Raw genomic sequence first — 21,792 nt, 5'->3', positions numbered from 1 at the left:
GGGGCGCAGGGAGGTGTGCGGGGCCGCGTGGGCGGAACACGAGCAATAACGCGTATGTACGGGTGCGGTGCGGGGCCTCGTGGGTAGGCTCGACTGCCATGGAGCATGAGGTGTTCGTTCCGGTTCCCGTCGGCCGCCTCCGGGAGGCGCTGTCCGACCCCGAGCGGGTGGCCCGAGCGGTCCCCGGGCTCCAGCAGGACGCGGGTACGCCGCCGGTCGCCGGGCGCCTGAAGGTACGGGTCGCGGGGCACACCATCACCTACCGGGGCACCCTGCGTGTCACGCCGCAGGAGGACGGCTCCTACGTCGTGGACGGGGACGCCGCCGAGGTCAGGGGCTCCGGCACCGTGAAACTCACCCTGACCCTCCGCCTCGTCCAGGCCGGTGAGGGCACGACCATCGCCTGCTCTGCCGCCGCGACCGCCACCGGCCGGATCACCGACCTCCCGCCCGACTCGGTGACCTCGGCGACGACCCGTCTGCTGGACAGGTTCGCGGAGAACCTGGGGGCGGCGGGGCCGACAGCATCCGAAGGCGAAGCCCTCGCCGACCGGGACGAGCACGAGAAGCCCCCGGCCCCGGCCGAGGAAGAACAGCCGGCCGCACCCAAGACCAAGGACGAGACCAAGACCAAGGACGAGACCAAGGACGAGACCAAGACCGAGGCCGCCGGCGAGCCCGGTGCCACCGCCGACGAGAAACCCCCGGCTTCCGGCGACGAGGAGCCCCCGGCCACGGCCGACGAGGAGAAACCCCCGGGCACCGCCGACGAAGAACCCCCGGTCCCCGCTGAGGACGAGCCGCCGGCCTCCGTTTTCGAGACCGACGTCCCACCCTCGGCTCTGGACCCCTTCGGCGAGGGCGGCTTCGCGGCCGGGGACGAACCCCCGGCCGAGGCGGCGCACGCCCGCCGGACGATGATCGGCCGCAGCGCGGAGGAGGTGGACCACGCCCCGCCCCGCGGCAGATACGCCCCGGTCCCGGCCCCGGAAACAGTCTCCGCGAGCGCTGCCCTCCGCTGGGCGGCGCCTGTGGCGGCCCTGGCTGTGGCGTCGGCCATCATCGTGAGTCGAGCCCTGCGCAGACGCCGCTGACCGTAGGCCGCCGGGCTCTGCCCATTCCTCGGCTCAGTTCTGCTGTCGGTCGGTGCTGGCTTGCCTACGGCCCTTCTTTCCGGTCCGGGGCCCAGCCGCCCTTCCTGCTCCGGCCTTCCCCACCACCTCTCCCCGCCTCACCCCGGCGGCTCGCGCCGCGGCATCGTCGTCCGTAACTCCCCCGTCCCGTCGACCAGTAGGGTCGAGGCGTGAGTAGTGAAGAGATCACGTTGGCCGCGGGTGACGCGGAGGTCGTGTTGGCGCCGGGGAACGGTGGCCGGGTCGCGGGGCTGCGCGTCGGTGGGGTCGAACTGCTGCGGCAGGGCGAGCGGTTCGGCTGCTTCCCGATGGTGCCGTGGTGCGGACGTATCCGCGACGGACAGTTCCTCAGCGGCGGCTTCGTCCAGCAGATGCCCCTCAACGCCCCGCCCCACGCCATCCACGGCACCACCCGCGAGGGCGCCTGGCGCGTCGCCCGTCACGACGCCACCGAGGCCGTCCTCACCTACGACCTGGTCGAACCCTGGCCCTACCCCGGCCGTGTCACCCAGGTGTTCACCCTCACCCCGGACGCCCTCACCCTCACCATGGCCGTGGAGACGTACGACTCCTCCTTCCCGGCCCAGATCGGCTGGCACCCCTGGTTCAACCGGAACCTGGACGGCGGCGGCGAGGACGCGGACGTACGGATCGACTTCCAGCCCGCCTGGCAGGAGGAGCGGGGCGCGGACCACCTGCCCACCGGTAACCGCGTCGATCCCAAGAGCGGTCCGTGGGACGACTGCTTCGGGATGCCCGACGGCGTCGACGTCACCCTCACCTGGCCGGAACGGCTGGAGCTCAAGGTGACCTCGCGCGAGGAGTGGGTCGTGGTCTACGACGAGCAGGCGGAGGCCGTGTGCGTCGAACCGCAGACCGGCCCGCCCAACGGCCTCAACACCCACCCCCGTCTGGTCACCCCCATCGACCCGCTGGAGGCGAGCACGACCTGGACCTGGCGTCGCCTGTAGGCGGACACGCCGGTAAGCGGACATAAGGGCCCCCTTAAGCTGACTGCCATGACTGACGTGGACGTACGTGGATCTTTGCTGCAGCAGATCAAGGACAAGGCCGTGGTGCACGGCAAGGTGACCCTGTCGTCGGGTCTGGAGGCGGACTACTACGTCGACCTGCGCCGCGTCACCCTCGACGGCGCGGCCGCGCCGCTGGTCGGTCAGGTCCTCCTCGACCTGACCGCCGACCTCGACTTCGACGCGGTCGGCGGTCTCACGATGGGCGCCGACCCGGTCGCCGGCGCGATGCTGCACGCGGCCGCCGCCCGGGGCCGCAGGCTGGACGCGTTCGTCGTCCGCAAGGCCGCCAAGGCGCACGGTCTGCAGCGCCGGGTGGAGGGCCCCGACATCAAGGGCCGTCGCGTCCTCGTCGTCGAGGACACCTCCACCACCGGCGGCTCCCCGCTCACCGCCGTCGAGGCCGTCCGCGAGGCCGGTGCCGAGGTCGTCGCCGTCGCCACGATCGTCGACCGTGCCACGGGTGCCGCCGAGAAGATCGAGCAGGGCGCCGGAGTCCCGTACCGGTTCGCGTTCTCGAAGGACGAACTGGGTCTCGACTGAGGCCGACGCGCCGGGAGGAACACCAAGGTCAGGGGTTACCGAACAGTTCCGGACACCCTGGCCGGAGCATCGGGTCCCGTCTGGAAGGATGGGGCCGACGATGATGTCGCAACCCTAGGTCAGGGACCGTAAGCACAACGCCACCCGCACATACAAGGAGCGGACCATGCCCATCGCAACCCCCGAGGTCTACAACGAGATGCTCGACCGGGCGAAGGCAGGCAAGTTCGCCTACCCGGCCATCAACGTGACCTCGACCCAGACGCTGCACGCCGCGCTGCGGGGCTTCGCGGAGGCGGAGAGCGACGGCATCGTCCAGATCTCGACCGGCGGAGCCGAGTTCCTGGGCGGTCAGTACAGCAAGGACATGGTGACGGGCGCCGTCGCCCTCGCCGAGTTCGCGCACATCGTGGCCGAGAAGTACCCCGTCACGGTCGCCCTGCACACCGACCACTGCCCGAAGGACAAGCTGGACGGCTACGTACGGCCGCTGCTGGCCGTGTCGGAGGATCGGGTCAAGGCCGGTCGCAACCCGCTGTTCCAGTCGCACATGTGGGACGGCTCGGCCGAGACCCTCGCCGACAACCTCTCCATCGCCCAGGAACTCCTCGCCCGCGCCGCCGCCGCGAAGATCATCCTGGAGGTCGAGATCACCCCGACCGGTGGCGAGGAGGACGGCGTCTCCCACGAGATCAACGACTCCCTCTACACGACGGTCGACGACGCGATCCGCACCGCCGAGGCGCTCGGCCTGGGCGAGAAGGGCCGCTATCTGCTGGCCGCCTCCTTCGGCAACGTCCACGGCGTCTACAAGCCGGGCAACGTCGTCCTGCGCCCCGACCTCCTCAAGGAGCTGAACGAGGGCGTGGCCGCGCGCTTCGGCAAGGAGTCCCCGTTCGACTTCGTCTTCCACGGCGGCTCGGGCTCCACGGAGGAGGAGATCCGCACCGCGCTGGAGAACGGCGTCGTCAAGATGAACATCGACACCGACACGCAGTACGCCTTCACGCGTCCGGTCGCCGCGCACATGTTCCAGAACTACGACGGCGTCCTGAAGGTCGACGGCGAGGTCGGCAACAAGAAGACCTACGACCCGCGCACCTGGGGCAAGCTCGCCGAGGCGAGCATGGCCGCGCGTGTCGTCGAGGCGACGCAGAACCTGCGCTCGGCGGGCCAGAAGATCAAGTAAGCCCAGCCCGCACATCTCCTTTCGTGCAGCGAGCCCGGCGCCACGGCGCCGGGCTCGCTGTATACCTGGACCCATGCCCGACATCCGGCTCGCCTCGCCCCAGGGCAAGTGGGTCCTGTTCACCACGATCCTCGGCTCCGGCATGGCGCTGCTGGACTCCACCGTCGTCAACGTCGCCCTGCCCCGGATGGGCGAGGACCTGGACGCGGACCTCGCGGCCCTCCAGTGGACCGTCAACGCCTACATGCTGACCCTCGCCGGTCTGATCCTGCTGGGCGGCGCTCTCGGCGACCGCTTCGGGCGGCGCAAGGTGTTCGTGATCGGCGTGGTGTGGTTCGCGGCGGCGTCCCTGCTGTGCGGTCTCGCGCCGAACGCCGGCGTGCTGATCGCGGCCCGCGCGCTGCAGGGCGTGGGCGGGGCGCTGCTCACCCCGGGCTCCCTGGCGCTCATCCAGGCCTCGTTCCACCCCGACGACCGTGCGCGGGCCGTCGGCCTGTGGTCCGGCTTCGGCGGCATCGGCGCGGCCGTCGGCCCGTTCCTGGGCGGCTGGCTGGTGGACGGCCCCGGCTGGCGCTGGGTCTTCCTGCTGAACGTCCCCCTGGCGCTCGTCTGCGTGCTCGTGGCCACCCGGCACGTCCCCGAGTCGGGTGACGGCCGGGCCCACGAGAACCGCTTCGACGTGCTGGGCGCGTTCCTCGGCGCGGCCTCGCTGGCGCTGGTGACCTACGCCCTGATCGAGGCGGGGGAGGGCTCCCTGGTGGTGGCCGTCTCGGCCGTCGCCGGGGTCGCGGCGGGCGTGGCCTTCGTGTACGTCGAACGCGGCCGCCCCGATCCGATGATGCCGCCGGAGATCTTCGCCTCCCGTCAGTTCACGACGGTCAACCTGGTCACCCTGTGCGTGTACGCGGCCTTCGGCGGCTTCTTCTTCCTCGTCGCGCTCCAGCTCCAGGTGGTGTCCGGGTACTCGGCGCTGGGCGCGGGCACGGCCTTGCTCCCCATCACGGTGCTGATGCTCCTGCTCTCCTCCCGCGCGGGCGCGCTCGGCGAACGGATCGGCCCCCGGATCCCCCTCACCGTCGGCCCGCTGCTGTGCGCGGCGGGCATGCTGCTGGCCCTGCGGGTCGGGCCGGACGCGTCGTACGTCCTCGACGTCCTGCCCGCGCTGCTCGTGCTCGGCCTGGGCATGGTCACCCTGGTCGCGCCCCTGACCGCGACGGTCCTGGCCTCCGTGGACACCGAACACGCGGGGCTGGCGAGCGGCATCAACAACGCGGCGGCGCGTGCGGCAGGTCTGGTCGCGGTGGCCGCGCTGCCGCTGATCGCGGGGATGGGGCCGGAGGCGTACCGGTCGGCGACCCAGTTCGACGAGGCGTTCGGCACGGCGATGATCGTCTGCGCCGCGACGCTGGTGGTGGGCGCGGTGCTGTCCTTCACCACGATCCGCCGCCCGGAGCCGGACTGCCGCCATCCCGAGTGCCGGACGCACTGCGGGGTGGTGTCGCCGCCGTTGGAGGCGGGCCGGGCGGGGGATGAGCCAGACTGGAACCCATGACGATTCACCAGAACCTCCTCGGGGGCCCGCCCCCGACGCACCTCCCCGACGACCCGGAGCCCCGCGAACTCCTCGCGAACGGCACGCCCCCGGCCGACGTCGCCGCCAAGTACCCCACCTCGTCCCTCGCCTGGGCCCAGCTCGCCGACGAGGCGTACGAGCGGGGCAGTGTCGTGGAGTCGTACGCCTACGCCCGTACGGGCTACCACCGTGGCCTGGACGCCCTGCGCCGCAACGGCTGGAAGGGCCACGGTCCAGTGCCCTGGGAGCACGATCCGAATCGTGGCTTTCTGCGCGCCCTGCACGCCCTCGCCCGTGCCGCGGGGGACATCGGCGAGCAGGAGGAGTACGAGCGCTGCTCCCAGTTCCTGAAGGACTCCTCCCCGACGGCGGCGCAGACGCTGAGCTGAGCGGACGTCGATCGGTCACCGGGCCGAGCGGACGCCGATCGGTCACTGGCCGGCCGGAGGGTCGTTCGCGCAGGTCCGCCTGGTGTGACCAGGCGGACCTTGCGGTGCGGGGGTGGTATCGCCGACCATGCCGGTGGGGACCGGGGCCCCCGTGTCGGAATTCGGCAGGGGCGGACCGCTACCCGGAGTACACAACAGGAGACAGCGATGTCCCAGCAGGCTCAGCCCCACGAGGCTTCGGAGCCCGAGACCCCGCATCTCGACTTCCAGGGCACGACCCCGTATGAGGACTACGTGCAGGCGGACGTCCTCACCCACCTCCAGCACCCCCTCTCCGACGACCCCGGCGAGATGGTCTTCCTGGTGACGACCCAGGTGATGGAGCTGTGGTTCACGGTCATCGTCCACGAGTGGGAGACCGCGACCACCGCGATCCGGGGCGACGACGTGGCGAGGGCCAGGGACGCGCTGAAGCGTTCCGTGCGCGAACTGGAGGCCCTGAACGCCTCCTGGCGCCCGCTCGCCCAGCTCACCCCCGCCCAGTTCAACTCCTACCGCGCCGCCCTCGGCGAGGGCTCCGGCTTCCAGTCCGCGATGTACCGCCGCATGGAGTTCCTGCTCGGCGAGAAGTCCGCCTCCATGCTCGTCCCGCACCGGGGCGCCCCCCGCGTCCACGCCGAGCTGGAGAAGGCGCTGCACGAGCCGAGCCTCTACGACGAGGTCCTGCGGCTCCTGGCCCGGCGCGGCCACGCGATCCCCGAGTCCGTGCTGAGCCGTGACGTCTCCCAGCGCTACGAGCCGTCCCCCGAGGTCGAGGAGGCGTGGACCGCGCTGTACTCCGGCGACCCGGACCATGAACTCGCCCGCCTCGGCGAGGCGTTGACCGACGTCGCCGAGCTGGTGTGGCGCTGGCGCAACGACCACCTCGTCGCCACCCGCCGCGCGATGGGCGCCAAGGCCGGCACGGGCGGCTCCGCCGGGGTGGCCTGGCTGGAGAAGCGCGCCCGCAAGAACGTCTTCCCCGAGCTGTGGACGGCGCGCTCCCATGTCTGAACCGACCGCGCTCAGCGCTGAACTGACCTCCCTGGCACGGGAGTTGGATGCGTCCGACGAACTGGCCTGTCTGCGCAGCCGTTTCGTCCTCGACGACGCGGTGTACCTCGACGGCAACTCGCTCGGCGCGCTGCCGGTCGCGGTCCCCGGCCGGCTCGCGGACGTCCTGTACCGCGAGTGGGGCGAGCTGCGCATCCGTTCCTGGGACGAGAGCGGCTGGTGGACCGCGCCCGAACGCATCGGCGACCGCATAGCCCCGCTGGTGGGCGCTGCCCCCGGCCAGATCGTGGTCGGCGACTCCACGAGCGTGAACGTCTTCAAGGCGGTCGTGGCGGCGGTCCGGATGGCGGACGAGGACGAGGCCGCGCGGCAGGGTGGGAGTGGTGGGACTGGTGGGACTGGTGTCGGGCGTCGGGACGAGATCCTCGTCGACGCGACGACGTTCCCCACGGACGGCTACCTGGCCGAGTCCGCGGCCCGGATGACCGGCCGCACGCTCCGCCCCGTGACCCCGGCGGAGGTCCCGGCCGCCCTGAGTGACCGTACCGCCGCCGTCCTCCTCAACCACGTCGACTACCGCACGGGCCGCCTCCACGACCTCCCCGGGCTGACGGCGGCGATCCACGAGGCCGGTGCCTACGCCGTCTGGGACCTCTGCCACAGCGCGGGCGCCCTCCCCGTCGGCCTCGACGCGCACGGGGTCGACCTGGCGGTCGGCTGCACCTACAAGTACCTCAACGGCGGCCCCGGCTCACCGGCCTACCTCTACGTCCGCCGCGACCTCCAGCCCCGCTTCGACTCACCCCTGCCCGGCTGGACCTCCCACACCGCCCCCTTCGCCATGCGCCCGGCCTACGAGCCCGCGCCGGGCGCGGTACGGGGCCGGGTCGGCACGCCCGACATCCTGTCCATGCTGGCCCTGGAGGCGGCACTGGACGTCTGGTACGGGTGGGGCGGAGAGGGTGACGGGAAGGACGTGGGCCCGGCCCAGGAGGCCGGGGCGATGGTCGAGGCGGTCCGCGCCAAGTCCCTCGCCCTGACGGACTTCTTCCTGCGGTGCGTGTCGGCGTACGTCCCGGAGGGCCGCGTGGAGTGCCTCACGCCGACCGCCCACGCGGAACGCGGCAGCCAGGTCGCCCTGCGCTGCGACGACGCCGGCGACATCATGAAGCGCCTCATCGCCCAGGGAGTCATAGGCGACTTCCGCCACCCCGACGTCCTCCGCTTCGGCTTCACCCCGCTGTACGTCAGCTTCACGGACGTGGAACGAGCGGCACGGGTGTTGGCGGAGACGCTGGAGGGGCGGCGTAGCGAGCGCGCGGGCGGGGGTGGGGTGAGCGGCCGGTCTCCGGCCGCTCTCAGCAGCACCGGCGAGCGCCGGTGAGCGAAACCCACCCCGTCCGACCCCGCCGGCTCCACCCCTGACCCCCGTCACATCCCCGTGTCCGCGCACGTCACCGGCCTGATACCGTCCCCGCCAACGGCAGGCGCCCTTTCCCGGTACCCGCCCACCCAAACCCTTCCAAATCCGTTCCCCGAGAGGTGCCGCATGCCGGACGACGACGCCGCAGCCCGCGATGCCGCCGAAGAGGCATCCGCCTTCTCGCACCCCGGTCACCCCGACGCGACCGCGCCCTACGGCGACCACCCCGACCAGGTGATCGACTTCTACGCCCCCCGGGGCGCGGTCACGGCCTCGGCCACCGCCCCCCTCGTCGTGGTCCTGCACGGCGGCGCCTGGCGAGCCCCGTACGACCGCCACCACATCACCCCCTTCGCGGACTTCCTCGCCCGCCACGGCTTCGCGGTGGCCAACGTCGAGTACAGGAGGGGCAGTTCACTCCCCGCCCAGACCGGCCCCACCGGCACCCCCTCGCCGGTCGCGGGCCGCTGGCCGGAGACGTTCGACGACATCGCCGCCGCCCTCGACGCCCTCCCGGACCTCGCGCGCGAGGCCCTGCCCCAGGCCGACCCCGCCGCACGGTCCTCACCGGCCACTCCGCGGGCGGCCACCTCGCCCTGTGGGCCGCGGGCCGCCACGTACTGCCGCCCGACACCCCGTGGCACAGCCCCGCCCGCCCCCTGCGCGGCGTGGTGGCCCTCGCCCCGATCGCCGACTTCGCCGTGGCCGAGAAACTCGACGTCTGCGGCGGCGCGACCACCCAACTCCTCGGCGGCCCGGACAGGTTCGCGGACCGTCGCCCCTACGCCGACCCGGCCCTGCTGCTCCCGACCGGCATCGCCACCACCCTCGTGCAGGGCCGTGCGGACATCGTCGTGCCCCAGGCCGTCGCCGAGGCGTACGCCGAGGCCGCGGCCAAGGCGGGGGAGGTCGTGGGCCTGACCCTGCTGGAGGAGGTGGGCCACTTCCCGCTCATCGACCCGGCGGCGGACGCCTGCGCGGTGGTGGTGGAGGAGATCGCCCAGCTGGCCTGGTGAGCGACGGCGCCGAGCCCTCTCCGAGGCCCCTCCACGCCCCTCCGGGTTCCCGCCCCCGCCCCGCACGCGACCCGTAGTACCTGAGACGGACCCGGACAGACCCTCCTCACTGGTGACGACGGCGCACCCGCCCTCCGCCTACCGTTTTCCACGTGACCGAGACGACCCAGACGCAGACGATGCCCTCACGCGGCGGGGGCAAGCCGAGCAGCCCGGAGTTCCGGGTGGTGATGGACGCGTGGCGCAGGCTGCGACACGACCTGATCGATGACGCGTTCGCCTACCGGCCGATGCCGCCCATGAAGATGGACGGCCTGTTCACCAGCAGGCTCTCCGGCCGCCTCCGTGCCTATACGGCCTGGGCCCCGCACGCGGCGGTGGTGACGGCGGGCCTGCTCTCGATGACCATCGCCGCCTCCGCCACCGACAGCGACGGCATCGCCGCCCTGATCGCGGCGGCCTTCGCCCTGATCCCGATCCTGCTGACCATGGTCCGGCCCGTGGCCGCCTTCTGGGCATCCATGATCGCCACCCCGCTGACCTCGGTGTTCAGCGGCATGTGGGACGACTGGCCGTGGACGGCCGGCAGCTTCGCCGCCCATCTGGTGGTGATGACGGTGGTCGCCCTGCGCAGCCGGCCGCGCACAGCCGCCTGGATGTGGGGGCTGACCGCGGCGTACGGGGTGTTCGTGGAAAGCACGATCGGCGGCGGTCACTACGCGTCCAACACGGGCCCCCTGCTCGTCATCTCCGCCATGTCCCTGCTGGCCGCCTCCGCCCTGACCATCCGCCGCACGGCCCAGCGGGAGGTCACCGCCCAGCAGACGGTGACCGAGCACGAGCGCTCCCGGCGCACCCTCCTGGAGGAGCGCACCACGATCGCCCGCGAGCTGCACGACGTGGTCGCCCACCACATGTCGGTGGTCGCCATCCAGGCCGAGGCCGCGCCCTACCGCGTGGAGAACCCGCCGCCGGAGCTGGAGCAGGCCTTCGCCACGATCCGGGAGAACGCGGTGGCCGCGCTCACCGAGTTGCGCCGCGTCCTCGGGGTGGTCCGCGCCGAGGACTACGAGGCCCCGGACGCCCCGCAGCCCACCCTGGCCGACCTCGACGGCCTGCTCGCCAATGTGCGCGAGGCCGGGCTGACGGTCGACAAGGCGGTCACCGGGGCGGTCCGCGAGCTTCCGCAGGGCGTGGAGCTGTCGGCGTACCGGATCGTGCAGGAGGCCCTCAGCAACAGCCTGCGGCACGCACCCGGGGCGACGGCCCGCGTGGAGATCGGCTACGTCCTGGGCGGCCTCGGGCTGCGCGTGGTCAACGGCCCGTCCCCGGAGGTGAACCTGGTCAAGTCCACCCACGGCACGGGCCACGGCCTCACCGGCATGCGGGAGCGCGTCACCATGCTGAACGGCGAGATGACGGCGAACGAGACGGCGGACGGCGGCTACGAGGTGACGGTGTTCCTCCCGGTGCCCGGCGCGAGCGAGGCCGACGCATGACGATCCGCGTGCTGATCGCCGACGACCAGATGATGGTCCGCGAGGGCTTCTCCGTGCTGCTCGGCGCGATGCCGGGCATCGAGGTGGTCGGCGAGGCCGTGAACGGCCGGGACGCCGTCGACCGGGTCCGGGAGCTGTCGCCGGACGTCGTCCTGATGGACATCCGGATGCCCGAGCTGAACGGCATCGAGGCCACCCGGGAGATCGTCGCGTCGGACGGCGGGGCGAAGGTGCTGGTGCTGACGACGTTCGATCTGGACGAGTACGTGTACCAGGCGCTGCGCGCGGGGGCCTCCGGGTTCCTCCTCAAGGACGCCTCGGCCCGCCAACTGGCCGACGGGGTGCGGGTGGTGGCCTCCGGGGAGGCACTCCTCGCGCCGTCCGTCACCAAGCGGCTGATCACGGAGTTCTCCAAGCTGGCCCAGGCCCCCCGCCCCTCGGCGGCCACCCAGCTGGCGTACGGCGAGCTCACCGACCGGGAGACCGAGGTCCTGGTCCTGATCGCCCAGGGCCTGTCGAACGTGGAGATCGCGGAGCGCCTGGTGGTCGCCGAGTCCACGATCAAGACCCATGTGAGCCGGATCCTGGTCAAGCTGGGCCTGCGCGACCGGACACAGGCGGCGGTGTTCGCCTACGAGGCCCGGCTGGTCACCCCCGGCTGACCGGGCACCGGGAGCGGCTTTGGAGAGGTCACACGCCGGTTCCCCCTGTTCAGCGGGCCCGGTCGCGGGTTAGCGTCCGGTCATGGCACCTGCTTCCGACCCCGCTTCCGACCTCGGCTTCGACCCGTGGGACCCCGATTTCCTGGCCGACCCGTACCCGGCGTACGCGGAGCTGCGGGCCCGGGGCCGGGTGCGGTACTTCGAGCCCACGAACCAGTGGCTCGTCCCGCACCACGCGGACGTCTCGGCGTTGCTGCGGGACCGGCGGCTCGGGCGGACGTACCAGCACCGGTTCACGCACGAGGACTTCGGCCGTACCGCCCCGCCGGCGGAGCACGAGCCGTTCCACACCCTGAACGACCACGGGATGCTCGACCTGGAGCCCCCGGACCACACCCGGATCCGGCGGCTGGTCTCGAAGGCGTTCACCCCGCGCACGGTGGAGCAGCTGAAGCCGTACGTGCAAGAGCTGGCCGGTGAGCTGGTGGCCGCACTGGTGGAGGCCGGCGGCGGCGACCTGCTGGCGGACGTCGCGGAGCCGCTGCCGGTGGCGGTGATCGCCGAGATGCTGGGCATCCCCGAGTCGGACCGGGCGCAGCTGCGGCCCTGGTCGGCGGACATCTGCGGGATGTACGAGCTGAGCCCGTCGGAGGAGACGGCGAAGCGGGCGGTGCGGGCGTCGGTGGAGTTCTCGGACTATCTGCGGGACCTGATCGGGCACCGCAGGGCGGAGCCGGGCGAGGACCTGATCTCGGGCCTGATCGCCGCGCACGACGAGGGCGACCGGCTCACCGAGCAGGAGATGATCTCGACCTGTGTGCTCCTGCTGAACGCGGGCCACGAGGCGACGGTGAACGCCACGGTGAACGGCTGGTGGTCGCTGTTCCGCAACCCCGACCAGCTGGCGGCCCTGCGTGCGGACCACTCGCTGGTGCCGGCGGCGGTGGAGGAGCTGATGCGGTACGACACCCCGCTGCAGCTGTTCGAGCGCTGGGTGCTGGACGACATCGAGATCGACGGGACGACGATCCCCCGGGGCGCGGAGATCGCGATGCTGTTCGGGTCCGCGAACCACGACCCGGCCGTGTTCGCCGACCCGGAGAAGCTGGACCTCACCCGCCGGGAGAACCCGCACATCTCCTTCAGCGCGGGCATCCACTACTGCATCGGCGCGCCCCTCGCCCGTATCGAACTCGCGGCCTCGATGACGGCGCTCCTGGAGCAGGCCCCCACCCTCGCCCTCGCCACCGAGCCGACCCGCAAGCCGAACTTCGTGATCCGGGGCCTGGACGGTCTAGCGGTAGAGCTCTGAGGCGCCCGCCGTCGTCCTGCCCGCCGTCGTTTCCGCCCGCCGTGGTCCCTGCCCCTCAGCCGCCCACATCCCGTCGCCGCAGCCCCGCCAGGCCCCCGGCCACCAGGACCACCGCGATTCCGGTCAGGGTCAGTACCGGCGTCCAGTCCATCGTGCCGCCCGGCAGTTTCGGGAGGTGGCCGAAGGGGAGAGGTCGAGGACCCAGCCGGGGGCATTGAGGGCGGGGCCGATCCAGCCGATGAGGAGGACGGCGCCGGCGAGGCCCCAGGCCGCGGTCGCCGCCCGGGGGGTGAGCCCGTGGAGCAGTACGGCGGCACCGCCGATCACCCAGACCCCGGCGACCTGGACGAGACACGCGCCCAGGATCGGACCGGCCTCCTTGCCGTAGCCGAGGGTGAAGCCGAGACCGGCGAGGAGCATGATCCAGACGGTTCCGCCGAAGGCGATCACCAGATGCCCGGCGGCCCAGCGCAGCCGGCTCAGCCGGTTCGCGAGGAGCGGCTCGGCGCGCCCGGAGGTCTCCTCGCCGTGCAGCCGGAGCACCGCGCCGACGATGTACAGCGCCGCGACCAGCCCGAGCATGCCGATCATCGACGCCAGGAAGGCGTTGGTCAGTCCGGACTGTCCGCCCATGCGTTCGAAGATCTCGCGGGCGCTCTTGTTGTCGCCGACGAAGTCGGCCGTGCCCTCGGTCAGGCCGCCGTAGACGAGCCCGGCGAGGAAGAACCCGATGCTCCAGCCGAGGACGCTGCCGCGCTGGAGCCGCCAGGCCAGCGCGCCGGCCGTTCGCAGTCGGCCGGTCGCCGGTCCCGGCCGGGTCGGCAGGAAGCTCATGCCGACGTCGCGGCGCCCGGCGAGCTCGTACGCCACCACGCCCTGGGCCACCGCCGCCGCGACGAACAGCAGCAGCACCCACCACCGCTCGTCCGCGAACGAACGCTCGTTTTCGAGCCACCCCAGCGGCGACACCCACGTCAAGAAAGACGAACCTTCGTTCTCCGAAGCGTCGCCCGCCGCCCGCAGCACGAACGCCGCGCCCAGCACACCGGCCGTCAGCCCCCGCGCCAGCCGTGCGCTCTCCGTCAGCTGCGCCACGACCGCCGCCATCGTCGCGAACACCATCCCGACGCCCGCGATCCCCAGCCCGAAGGCCAGCGCGCCGGCCGCGCCGTGCCCCGCCAGCCCCAGCGTGACCAGCAGCGCGAGCCCGCCGTTGGCGACGGCGGCCGTGAGCAGCGCGGCGGTCAGCGAGGCCCGGCGGCCGACCGTGCCCGAGGCGATCAGCTCCTGGCGGCCGCTCTCCTCCTCGTCGCGGGTGTGGCGGATGACGACGAGGAGGCTCATGACGGCGGCGAGGAGGCCGGCGAAGCCCCCGACGCGCCAGGCGGTCAGGGCGCCCAGGGAGTCGTCGAAGACCGGGCCGACCAGGGCGCGCAGTGAGGAGTTGGTGGTCAACTGCCGCATGAGGTCGGCGCGTTCGGCGGCGGTGCCGTACAGGGCGTCGAGGCTGTTCGGCATGGAGAGGACCATCAGCCCGGTCACCGCGACCCAGGCCGGCACCATCACGCGGTCACGGCGCAGGGCGAACCGCAACAGGGTCCCCGTACCGGCCAGTTGACGGCTCCCGCCGGATCGTACGGCGAGTGTCCCCGCGAGACCGGTGTCGGTGCCGCCCGAACTGTCGGCGGTCGTGGTCATCGCGCGGCCACCTCTTCCGCCTGGTAGTGCCGCAGGAACAGTTCCTCCAGCGTCGGCGGCGTCGAGGTCAGGGACCGTACGCCGGACTCGGTCAGGGAGCGCAGGACGGCGTTGAGTTCGGCGGTGTCGACCTGGAGGCGGACGCGGTGGCCCTGGACGTCGAGGTCGTGGACGCCGGGGAGGTGGGCCAGGCCGTTGGGAGGGGCCGCCAGTTCGGCGGTGACGGTGGTCCGGGTCAGATGGCGCAGGTCGGCGAGGGAACCGCTCTCGACGGTGACGCCCTTGCGGATGATGCTCACCCGGTCGCACAACTCCTCGACCTCGCTGAGGATGTGGGACGACAGCAGGACCGTACGGCCCCGGTCGCGCTCCTCGCGTACGCAGCGCTGGAAGACCTCCTCCATCAGCGGGTCCAGACCCGAGGTCGGCTCGTCCAGGATGAGGAGGTCGACGTCGGAGGCGAAGGCGGCGACGAGGGCGACCTTCTGGCGGTTGCCCTTGGAGTACGTACGGCCCTTCTTCGTGGGGTCGAGTTCGAACCGTTCGACGAGATCGGCCCGGCGCCGGGCGTCCAGTCCGCCCCGGAGCCGCCCGTAGAGGTCGATGACCTCGCCGCCGGAGAGGTTGCGCCAGAGGGTCACGTCACCCGGCACGTACGCGATCCGGCGGTGCACCTCCACCGCGTCCGACCACGGGTCGCGGCCCAGCACCCGTGCGGCGCCCGCGTCGGCGCGCAGCAGGCCGAGCAGGACGCGGATGGTGGTGGACTTCCCGGAGCCGTTGGGGCCGAGGAAGCCGTGGACCTCGCCGGTCGCGACGGTCAGGTCGAGGCCGGCCAGGGCGTGGGTGCGTCCGAAGGACTTGTGGAGTCCGGACACCTCTAGGGCGGGGTTGGCCTTCGTCATGCTTCAGAACGTACGCTTGCTTCAGAAATTTGTGAAGTTAAGGAAACGTATAAACCGCCGGTAGGCTGGCTGGGCGTGTCGCAAGAGCGCGCCTGAGTACGGAGTGCGGTGTCTGACCAGGGGAGATGGCGAGGGATGGTGGAGCCGAAGGTCGAGGCGGATGTTCCGGAGCGGGACCCGGAGTCGGTCTCCCGTTTCGTCGAACACTTCGCGGCGCAGCTCGTCGAGGCCGGGATGGCGCGTATGCCGGCCCGCGTCTTCGCCGCGCTCCTGGCCTCCGACACCGGCGCGCTGACCTCGGTCGAGCTGGGTGAGCAGTTGCGGATCAGCCCCGCCGCCGTCTCGGGCGCGGTGCGCTATCTCGCCCAGGTGCACCTGGTCTCGCGCGAACGCGAGCCCGGTTCGCGCCGTGAGCGCTACCGCGTCCACAGCGAACAGTGGTACGAGGCCCTCACCAACCGCGAGGCCATCATCAAGCGGTGGGAGGAGGCGCTGCGCGAGGGCGTCGCCAGCCTGGGCGCCGACAGCCCGGCGGGCCGCCGGCTCTCCGAGACCCTCGCCTTCTTCGAGTTCCTCGAGACCGAGGTCGAGGCGATGATGAACCGCTGGCGCACCCACCGCGACGAACTCTTCGGCCGGGACTGACGGGCGCCCCGGAGACGCGCTGCTTCCTGGAGAAACCGTCCCGTAGTCCGCGGACCTGAAGTGCCGCCGGGCGCTCGTCGAGCAAGCCTGTCGTGACGAACGACGTTGCCCTTCCTCGCGGCAGCAGTCGGGTGGCCCTGTAGGCGGATCAGGGTGGGCGCCGACCGCGGCCGGAGAAGCCGAGCGATTGGGTGAGGATGCCGTGTGGCGAGGGGAAGCCGCGATGGCCAGGAGTGTCTGCGTGCGTCTCGACGGGCTGGCCGAGTGTGCGACTGGAGGCGGTTATGCCTGGTAGGCCGGGAGGCACAAGGCCAATCCTGGCGCGGCCATGGTGCTTGGCGCGCCGGCCAGTGCGCGTGATCGCATGGGTCGGCGACGCGCGAACCCGCCGCGCCGGCTGTTGTGGGGCATGAGGTTGCGAGTGCCGGAAGCCGCCTTCTCTGGGGGTAACCGTGTGGCGCGAGGCGAATGGAGACTACTTTGTGCAGCTCAGCGCAGGTGTGAGCGACAGTATCGTGTGCAACACCTGTTGCGCCACTGCCGGGTCGCCAAGCGGGATTGCCGAGTCGGCAGCAGAGGTTCGGTGTCAGTGTTCGGAGTCCGCTGCGCGGGTTTCGGAGGCAGGCGGCGCGGGGGGCCAACCAGCAACAGTTGTCAGTGGCCAGTTCAGATTCCCCACCGGCGACCACCGGACGGCGAGCTATCTGGCCGCGCCCCCGTCACCTTCTCTGACTACCGGATCGGCACCATGCTGGCGGCCTGTCTCCGACGAGGCTGTGGCCGCCAGCATCCACGGAAGCGGCCTGACCGGGCCCGCGGCAATGCGTGCGCCGCGCCGCGGAGCCTTCTTACCGGGAGCGTCGCTGTCACCGCAGCTGGTTGAATGCCTGGTCGGCGTCGGCTACGGCCTCGGGGTGGACGTCGTGGGCGGTTCGACCGTCGGCGATCTTCTGCCAGTTGGTCCGGGCGAGCACCCGTTGGACCGCGAGTACCTGGGCGGCTCGCAGGCGTGCCTGGATGCCTTCGCCGAGGGCGTCCGCCAGTGCTTCCTCGTCCTCGAGCTGGTACTGAGTGAGCTGTCCCGCCAGGCTCGGTGTGGTGAACACCAGCCGATGGAACGCCACCAGCTCGGGATGATCGTTGAGGCCGGTGACGGGGTCGTACCGATCGAGGCCGGCCCGGAAGTGCTGGTGCAGCGCCGTCACCGGCTTGATGCCGGACCTGCGGTCACGTACGACGCGTGCCGCCTCTCCTTGGTGGTCCGCAAAACGGTGCAGCACCAGGTCTTCCTTGGTGGGGAAGTACCGGAAGAGGGTTGGCTTGGAGATCTCGGCCGCCGCGGCGATGTCGTTGACGGAGACGCGGTCGAAGCCGTGCTCCAGGAACAGTGAGACGGCCGCGTCGCCGATGGCGTCGCGCGTCCGCTCCTTCTTGCGGGCCCGCAGTCCCGTCGGCTCGCTCATCTAACTACCGTAACATTCGTTACCGAGTTGCTTTTTTAACCGAGTAACGTTTTTATGGGCGGCGTGAATCAGACAGACATTTCTCCCGTGCTCGTAACCGGGGCGACGGGTCGGGTCGGCCGCGTCGTCATCGACCAGCTCCTCGACGCGGGCGTGCCGGTCCGCGCCCTCACCCATCGCTCGGAGGCGGCGGCGACGATGCCGGCGAAGGTCGACGTCTTCACCGGCGACCTCACCGTGCCCGAGTCGCTCGACCCGGCATTGAATGGCGCCGGTGCGGTCTTCCTCGTCTGGACCGCCCCGCCCGAGACCGCCGCGGCAGTCGTCGAGCGGCTGGCAGCCCATGTGCGGCGGATCGTCTTCCTCTCCTCCCCGCACCGGACGCCGCACCCCTTCTTCCAGCAGCCCAATCCCATGGCGGTGCTGCACGCCGACATCGAGCGGCTCATCGCGGCCACCGGACTCGAGTCGACGATCATCCGGCCGGGGATGTTCGCGTCGAACTCGCTGGCCTGGTGGGTGCCCGCGATCCGGGCCGGTGAGGTCGTCCGGTGGCCTTACGGCGCTGCCGAGTCGGCACCGGTCGACGACCGTGACGTCGCAGCCGTCGCGGCGCGGACGCTCTATCAGGACGGATATGTCGGAGGCGACTACGTCCTTACGGGCCCCGAATCACTGACCCAAGCCGCGCAGGTGGACGTCATCGGTGACGCCCTGGGGCGCCGGATCGCATTCGAGGAGATGACGCCGGACGAGTTCCGAAGCCTGTCGCAGGGTACGGTGCCCAGCTCGGTCGTCGACATGCTGCTCGCCGCGTGGAGCGCGGCGGTCGGACAGCCCGCGTTCATCACCACTGCGGTGGCCGACATCCTCGGGACGGCGCCGCGAACATTTCGCCAGTGGGCCGCCGACCACGCCACCGCGTTCACCGAGGGTTCGTAACCGCGTCGACCGCGACCTGCGCCTTCGGCCTCGTGACGTCGCAGCAGGTGCCGACGAGCAGTACTTCGCCGGCACTGCCTGTGCCCTGGCTTCCAACGCCACTCTCATCGACCAGGATGCCGACGCCCCTGAAGTTTCCCCGTGATCTCGGACACGTGATCGTTATGCCGCGAGGGCGTGTTGATGCCGCTGTCTGGTCTCGGCCGGGGTGAGGTAGCCGAAGATCTTGTGCTTGCGCAGGCGGCGGCGGTTGTAGAAGGTCTCGATGAAGGTGAAGACCTCGGCGCGGGCGGTGGCCCGGTCGGGCCAGGTCCGGGCGCCGATCTCCTCCTTGAGCAGGGCCCAGAAACTCTCGGCTGCGGCGTTGTCGAAGCATGATCCGGTGCGTCCGCAGCTCTGCCGCATCCCCAACTCTCGTATTCGGGCCCGGAATTGGGCGGAGGTGTACTCGCTGCCGCGGTCACTGTGGATCACGCAGCCGGGCTCCAGACCGCCCCGGCCGTGGGCCATGTCGAGAGCGTCGACGACGAGCTCGGCGCGGTGGTGGTCGGCCATGGCGTAGCCGACGACCTCGCGGGTGGCCAGGTCGAGCCAGCAAGCGAGGTAGAGCCAGCCCTCGGCGGTGGGCAGGTAGGTGATGTCGCCGACCAGCTTGATCCCGGGACGTTCGGCGTGGAAGTCACGGCCGATCAGGTCCGGGGCCGGCTTCGCCTTCGCATCGGGCCGGGTCAGCGAGTGCTGCTTGCGGCGGGTGACGCCGCGGATGTCGCGCTCGCGCATGACGCGGGCGATGCGCTTGCGGTTCACCCACCGCCCCAGACGCCGCAGCTCGGCATGGATGCGCGGGACGCCGTAGGTGCGACGGGAGGCGATGTGCAGCACGGTGATCTCGTGGGCGAGCGTGTCGTCGGCGGCCAGTCGGGCTTGGCGGGCCGCCTCGCCCTCGCGCCACGCGTAGTAGGAGGAGCGAGCGACCTTCAGTACCCGGCACAGCAACGTGATCGGGTAGTTTGCCTTCTCCGTGTGGAGGAACCGGTAGAGCTCGCTCACCGGTCGTTCTCCTTCACGAAGAAGGCGGTCGCTTTTTTCAGGATCTCGATCGTCTGCTGCTGTTCGCGGTTCTCCCGCCGCAGCCGCCGCAGTTCCTCACGCTCGGCGCTGGTCAGCTCGCCGCCCTGGCCCTCGCCACGGTCAGCCTTGGCCTTGCGGTACCAACCGCGCAGGGACTCCGAGCTGATGCCGAGTTCCCGGGCCACGGCAGTGACCGTCTTGCCCGAGGAGTCGACGAGCGCGATCGCGTCCCGCTTGAACTCCTCGGTGTACCGCTTCGTGTACTTACTTCCCACCTGGTGCTACTTCCTCTGGAACCTCAAGATCCCAGTCTCCAGGTGTCCACGATCAAGGGGAAGCTTCACCCCTGTGTGATTCAGCCGCGTTGGTTCAAGGCTCTGGTCAGGTCTCGGTTGGCCGCTCGCGCGGCGTCGAGGTCGGCCCGGGCTTCCTCCAACGCGGCTGCCAGCTCGACGTTCTGTTGCTCCAACCTGGTTATCCTCCGCTGGAGTTCGTCGATGTCGGCCGGGGCGCCCAACCCCGACTCCTGCCAGGCTTGAGCCCCCATCCCCTGCGACAGCCGCTTCTCCAGCAGTTGGTTTCGCGCGGCCAGGCGGGCATTCCGAGCTTGGGCGTTGGCGAGATCAGCCTGGAGCGAGGCTCGGCTCACCGGCGATGCTGCGGCCTGGTCCTGGGCTGCCGGTTCGAGTTCGGCGGCGTGGACCAGGGCGAGCAGGTCGCGATGGCGGTAGAGGAATGTGCGGTCGACTCCGGCTTGCCGGGCGATGGCCGAGACACTGATCGGGGTGCCGTTCTTCCTGGCGTTCTTGATCGCGGCGGCCACTCGCTGGCGGCGGCGCTCGGAGTTGGCCTGACGGCCGTCTCGCATGGTGGTGCTCATGGCAATCTCCAGGGACGGACGTCGGGCATGGGCTGGGCGATGCGAGGCATGCCGAGCATGACGGTGCGGCTGCGGCGTACCACCGCGACGGCTTCCTCGATCTGGGAGCGTTCCTCGGGCGAGAGGTCGTCGAGGTCGGCCTTGACCCGGCTGATCAGACGGCGGACCCGGCGGATCTCCTCCTCGGAGGGCACCGCTTCACTGCGGGCCCAGTCGTCGGCCTCGAAGGCCGACATCAGCCGTTCTCGACTGCGGAGAAGGTCATCGAGGTATCGCTCCAGGTCAGGGAGGTAGGAGACGTCGGTGCGGAAGTGGTCGCAGCCGACACAGCGGAAGCGGAGCGGGCAGCTCTGTCCGCCAGCCGCGACGTTGTGGGGCTCCAGGCAGATGCCGTAGGCCGTGGCGACCTCTCCGATGGCCCGTCGCACGTGCTCGGAGTCGAGCAGGCCCTGGGCCTTGCGCCACACACGGGTGCCGTGCCGGTCGAACTGCAGGGCGGTGACGCGGTCGACGGCTTCGCGCCGTCGTTCCTGGTTGACGCGGTAATAGGACTGTGTGGTGGAGAGTTCACGATGGTCCATCAAATCCTTGAGGACATCGGGCGCGATGCCGGCGTCGGCGTGCCGTTGTGCGTAGCTGTGCCGGTAGGCGTAGGGAAAGATCTTGGACTTGTCGAACGGCAGCAGCCGCGTGACGTGCTTCCCGTCGATCTCGACGACGACCGGGATCATGATGTCGGGCAGTGCGTCGACCCATGCCCGGTGCTGGTCCCCGATCGTGCCGATGGACTTCTTCCCTTCGGGGTTGGCCACGGGGCTCGGCAGGAGTTTGAGCATGCTGATCGGGGTGTCGGGGAACCGCTCACGGACCTGTTTCTGCTGTTCGGTGATGATGGCGGCGGTCGCCTTGGCGATCGGCAGGCGTCGGCCGAGCCGGTAGTTCTTGTGGTTGTCGTAGAGCAAAATGAGGGAGCCGTCGGGGTCCGTGGTCAGGCAGTCCCAGGGCAGTTTGGCGATCTCGTCGGGCCGCCGACCGGTGTCGATCAGCAACTCGGTGGCGACACGGATCTCGCGGTAGCTGGTCTTTTCCAACCGGTCCAGGTTGTCGCAGAGTTCGCGCATCACCTCGTCCGGCAGGTCCTTGCCGGCCTCGGTGTCTTCGGGCTCGTCCGGGATGTCCTGCACAGACAGCGCGAAACTCGCAGGGAGCCCGTCCAGTATCTCGCCGTGGGCGGTCAGGCCCAGGACGCGGATCCTGTTGAGGATCTGCCGGACGGACCGGATCACGTGGACCCGGTGGTAGGCCCCGAACACGCCGGTCTCGGTGAGGAAGGCCATCCGGTGCAGAAGTTGTCGATGTCGGTGC

General features: G+C 71.1%; 18 protein-coding genes and 3 pseudogenes. 14 read left to right on the top strand and 7 right to left on the bottom strand.

The window, feature by feature from the left end:
• The first annotated feature begins 98 nt into the window (after positions 1 to 98).
• The 12 genes and pseudogenes from E4N62_RS15300 (at position 99) to E4N62_RS15245 (ending at position 12,823) form a co-directional block, all read left to right on the top strand.
• A complete protein-coding gene (locus E4N62_RS15300; protein ID WP_230214930.1) occupies positions 99 to 1,094 on the top strand; it encodes an SRPBCC family protein in 996 nt (331 codons plus the stop codon).
• 209 nt (positions 1,095 to 1,303) lie between these two features.
• Positions 1,304 to 2,104 (top strand): aldose 1-epimerase, encoded by an 801-nt coding sequence (locus E4N62_RS15295; RefSeq protein ID WP_230214928.1) that lies wholly within the window; start codon positions 1,304 to 1,306, stop codon positions 2,102 to 2,104.
• Between the two features lie 48 nt (positions 2,105 to 2,152).
• Positions 2,153 to 2,707, top strand: a complete 555-nt coding sequence (pyrE, locus tag E4N62_RS15290; protein WP_230214926.1) for an orotate phosphoribosyltransferase — start codon at positions 2,153 to 2,155, stop codon at positions 2,705 to 2,707.
• A 166-nt stretch (positions 2,708 to 2,873) separates the two neighbouring features.
• Complete coding sequence (gene fbaA, locus E4N62_RS15285; protein ID WP_230214924.1) at positions 2,874 to 3,896, top strand: class II fructose-bisphosphate aldolase; 1,023 nt, start codon at positions 2,874 to 2,876, stop codon at positions 3,894 to 3,896.
• Positions 3,897 to 3,969: 73 nt separating this feature from the next.
• Entirely contained in the window at positions 3,970 to 5,448 is a 1,479-nt protein-coding gene (locus E4N62_RS15280; protein ID WP_230214922.1) for an MFS transporter, read from the top strand.
• Positions 5,445 to 5,858 carry a DUF3151 domain-containing protein gene (locus tag E4N62_RS15275; RefSeq protein WP_230214913.1) on the top strand — a complete coding sequence of 138 codons (414 nt, stop codon included), beginning with the start codon at positions 5,445 to 5,447 and terminating at the stop codon, positions 5,856 to 5,858. Before E4N62_RS15280 ends, E4N62_RS15275 begins: the two co-directional genes overlap by 4 nt.
• 207 nt (positions 5,859 to 6,065) lie before the next feature.
• Positions 6,066 to 6,911, top strand: coding sequence for a tryptophan 2,3-dioxygenase family protein (locus E4N62_RS15270; RefSeq protein WP_230214911.1), 846 nt, complete (start codon positions 6,066 to 6,068; stop codon positions 6,909 to 6,911).
• Complete coding sequence (locus E4N62_RS15265; protein ID WP_230214909.1) at positions 6,904 to 8,295, top strand: kynureninase; 1,392 nt, start codon at positions 6,904 to 6,906, stop codon at positions 8,293 to 8,295. Before E4N62_RS15270 ends, E4N62_RS15265 begins: the two co-directional genes overlap by 8 nt.
• 165 nt (positions 8,296 to 8,460) lie before the next feature.
• Positions 8,461 to 9,350, top strand: a pseudogene (locus E4N62_RS15260) (alpha/beta hydrolase).
• Between the two features lie 152 nt (positions 9,351 to 9,502).
• Complete coding sequence (locus E4N62_RS15255; protein WP_230214907.1) at positions 9,503 to 10,849, top strand: sensor histidine kinase; 1,347 nt, start codon at positions 9,503 to 9,505, stop codon at positions 10,847 to 10,849.
• Entirely contained in the window at positions 10,846 to 11,511 is a 666-nt protein-coding gene (locus tag E4N62_RS15250; RefSeq protein ID WP_230214905.1) for a response regulator transcription factor, read from the top strand. Before E4N62_RS15255 ends, E4N62_RS15250 begins: the two co-directional genes overlap by 4 nt.
• 82 nt (positions 11,512 to 11,593) lie before the next feature.
• Positions 11,594 to 12,823, top strand: a complete 1,230-nt coding sequence (locus E4N62_RS15245; RefSeq protein WP_230214904.1) for a cytochrome P450 — start codon at positions 11,594 to 11,596, stop codon at positions 12,821 to 12,823.
• Between the two features lie 55 nt (positions 12,824 to 12,878).
• On the opposite strand, the pseudogene E4N62_RS15240 reads toward E4N62_RS15245, so the two are convergent.
• Both E4N62_RS15240 and E4N62_RS15235 read right to left on the bottom strand, forming a co-directional pair.
• Positions 12,879 to 14,521 (bottom strand): annotated as a pseudogene (locus E4N62_RS15240) (ABC transporter permease).
• A complete protein-coding gene (locus E4N62_RS15235; RefSeq protein ID WP_230214903.1) occupies positions 14,518 to 15,426 on the bottom strand; it encodes an ABC transporter ATP-binding protein in 909 nt (302 codons plus the stop codon). Before E4N62_RS15235 ends, E4N62_RS15240 begins: the two are co-directional and overlap by 4 nt.
• A gap of 135 nt (positions 15,427 to 15,561) precedes the next feature.
• Here E4N62_RS15235 and E4N62_RS15230 point away from each other — a divergent pair, with 135 nt between their 5' ends.
• Complete coding sequence (locus tag E4N62_RS15230; protein ID WP_230214902.1) at positions 15,562 to 16,071, top strand: GbsR/MarR family transcriptional regulator; 510 nt, start codon at positions 15,562 to 15,564, stop codon at positions 16,069 to 16,071.
• Between the two features lie 866 nt (positions 16,072 to 16,937).
• Here the strand turns inward: E4N62_RS15230 and E4N62_RS15225 are convergent.
• On the bottom strand, positions 16,938 to 17,534 hold the full coding sequence (locus E4N62_RS15225; protein ID WP_230214895.1) for a TetR/AcrR family transcriptional regulator: 597 nt from the start codon (positions 17,532 to 17,534) through the stop codon (positions 16,938 to 16,940).
• Between the two features lie 87 nt (positions 17,535 to 17,621).
• On the opposite strand from E4N62_RS15225, the gene E4N62_RS15220 reads away from it, so the two are divergent.
• The gene (locus tag E4N62_RS15220; RefSeq protein ID WP_230214893.1) at positions 17,622 to 18,476 is read left to right on the top strand and encodes an NAD(P)H-binding protein; all 855 of its coding nucleotides are present in this window, start codon (positions 17,622 to 17,624) and stop codon (positions 18,474 to 18,476) included.
• Between the two features lie 162 nt (positions 18,477 to 18,638).
• Here E4N62_RS15220 and E4N62_RS15215 read toward each other — a convergent pair whose 3' ends face one another.
• The 4 genes and pseudogenes from E4N62_RS15215 to E4N62_RS15200 all read right to left on the bottom strand — a co-directional run.
• Positions 18,639 to 19,526 carry an IS3 family transposase gene (locus E4N62_RS15215; protein WP_230211859.1) on the bottom strand — a complete coding sequence of 296 codons (888 nt, stop codon included), beginning with the start codon at positions 19,524 to 19,526 and terminating at the stop codon, positions 18,639 to 18,641.
• Positions 19,523 to 19,822 carry a transposase gene (locus E4N62_RS15210; protein ID WP_230211858.1) on the bottom strand — a complete coding sequence of 100 codons (300 nt, stop codon included), beginning with the start codon at positions 19,820 to 19,822 and terminating at the stop codon, positions 19,523 to 19,525. The genes E4N62_RS15215 and E4N62_RS15210 overlap by 4 nt, the downstream gene beginning before the upstream one ends.
• Positions 19,823 to 19,902: 80 nt before the next feature.
• A complete protein-coding gene (locus E4N62_RS15205) occupies positions 19,903 to 20,427 on the bottom strand; it encodes a DUF6262 family protein (protein ID WP_230214892.1) in 525 nt (174 codons plus the stop codon).
• A pseudogene (locus tag E4N62_RS15200) lies at positions 20,424 to 21,792 on the bottom strand (tyrosine-type recombinase/integrase); the annotation flags it as partial. The gene E4N62_RS15205 and the pseudogene E4N62_RS15200, both read right to left, overlap by 4 nt.

This window comes from Streptomyces sp. MNU76, from assembly GCF_020982545.1.
GTDB lineage: Bacteria > Actinomycetota > Actinomycetes > Streptomycetales > Streptomycetaceae > Streptomyces.
The sequence above is the reverse complement of the archived record's forward strand: the minus strand, read 5'-3'. Positions and strand labels throughout refer to the sequence as shown.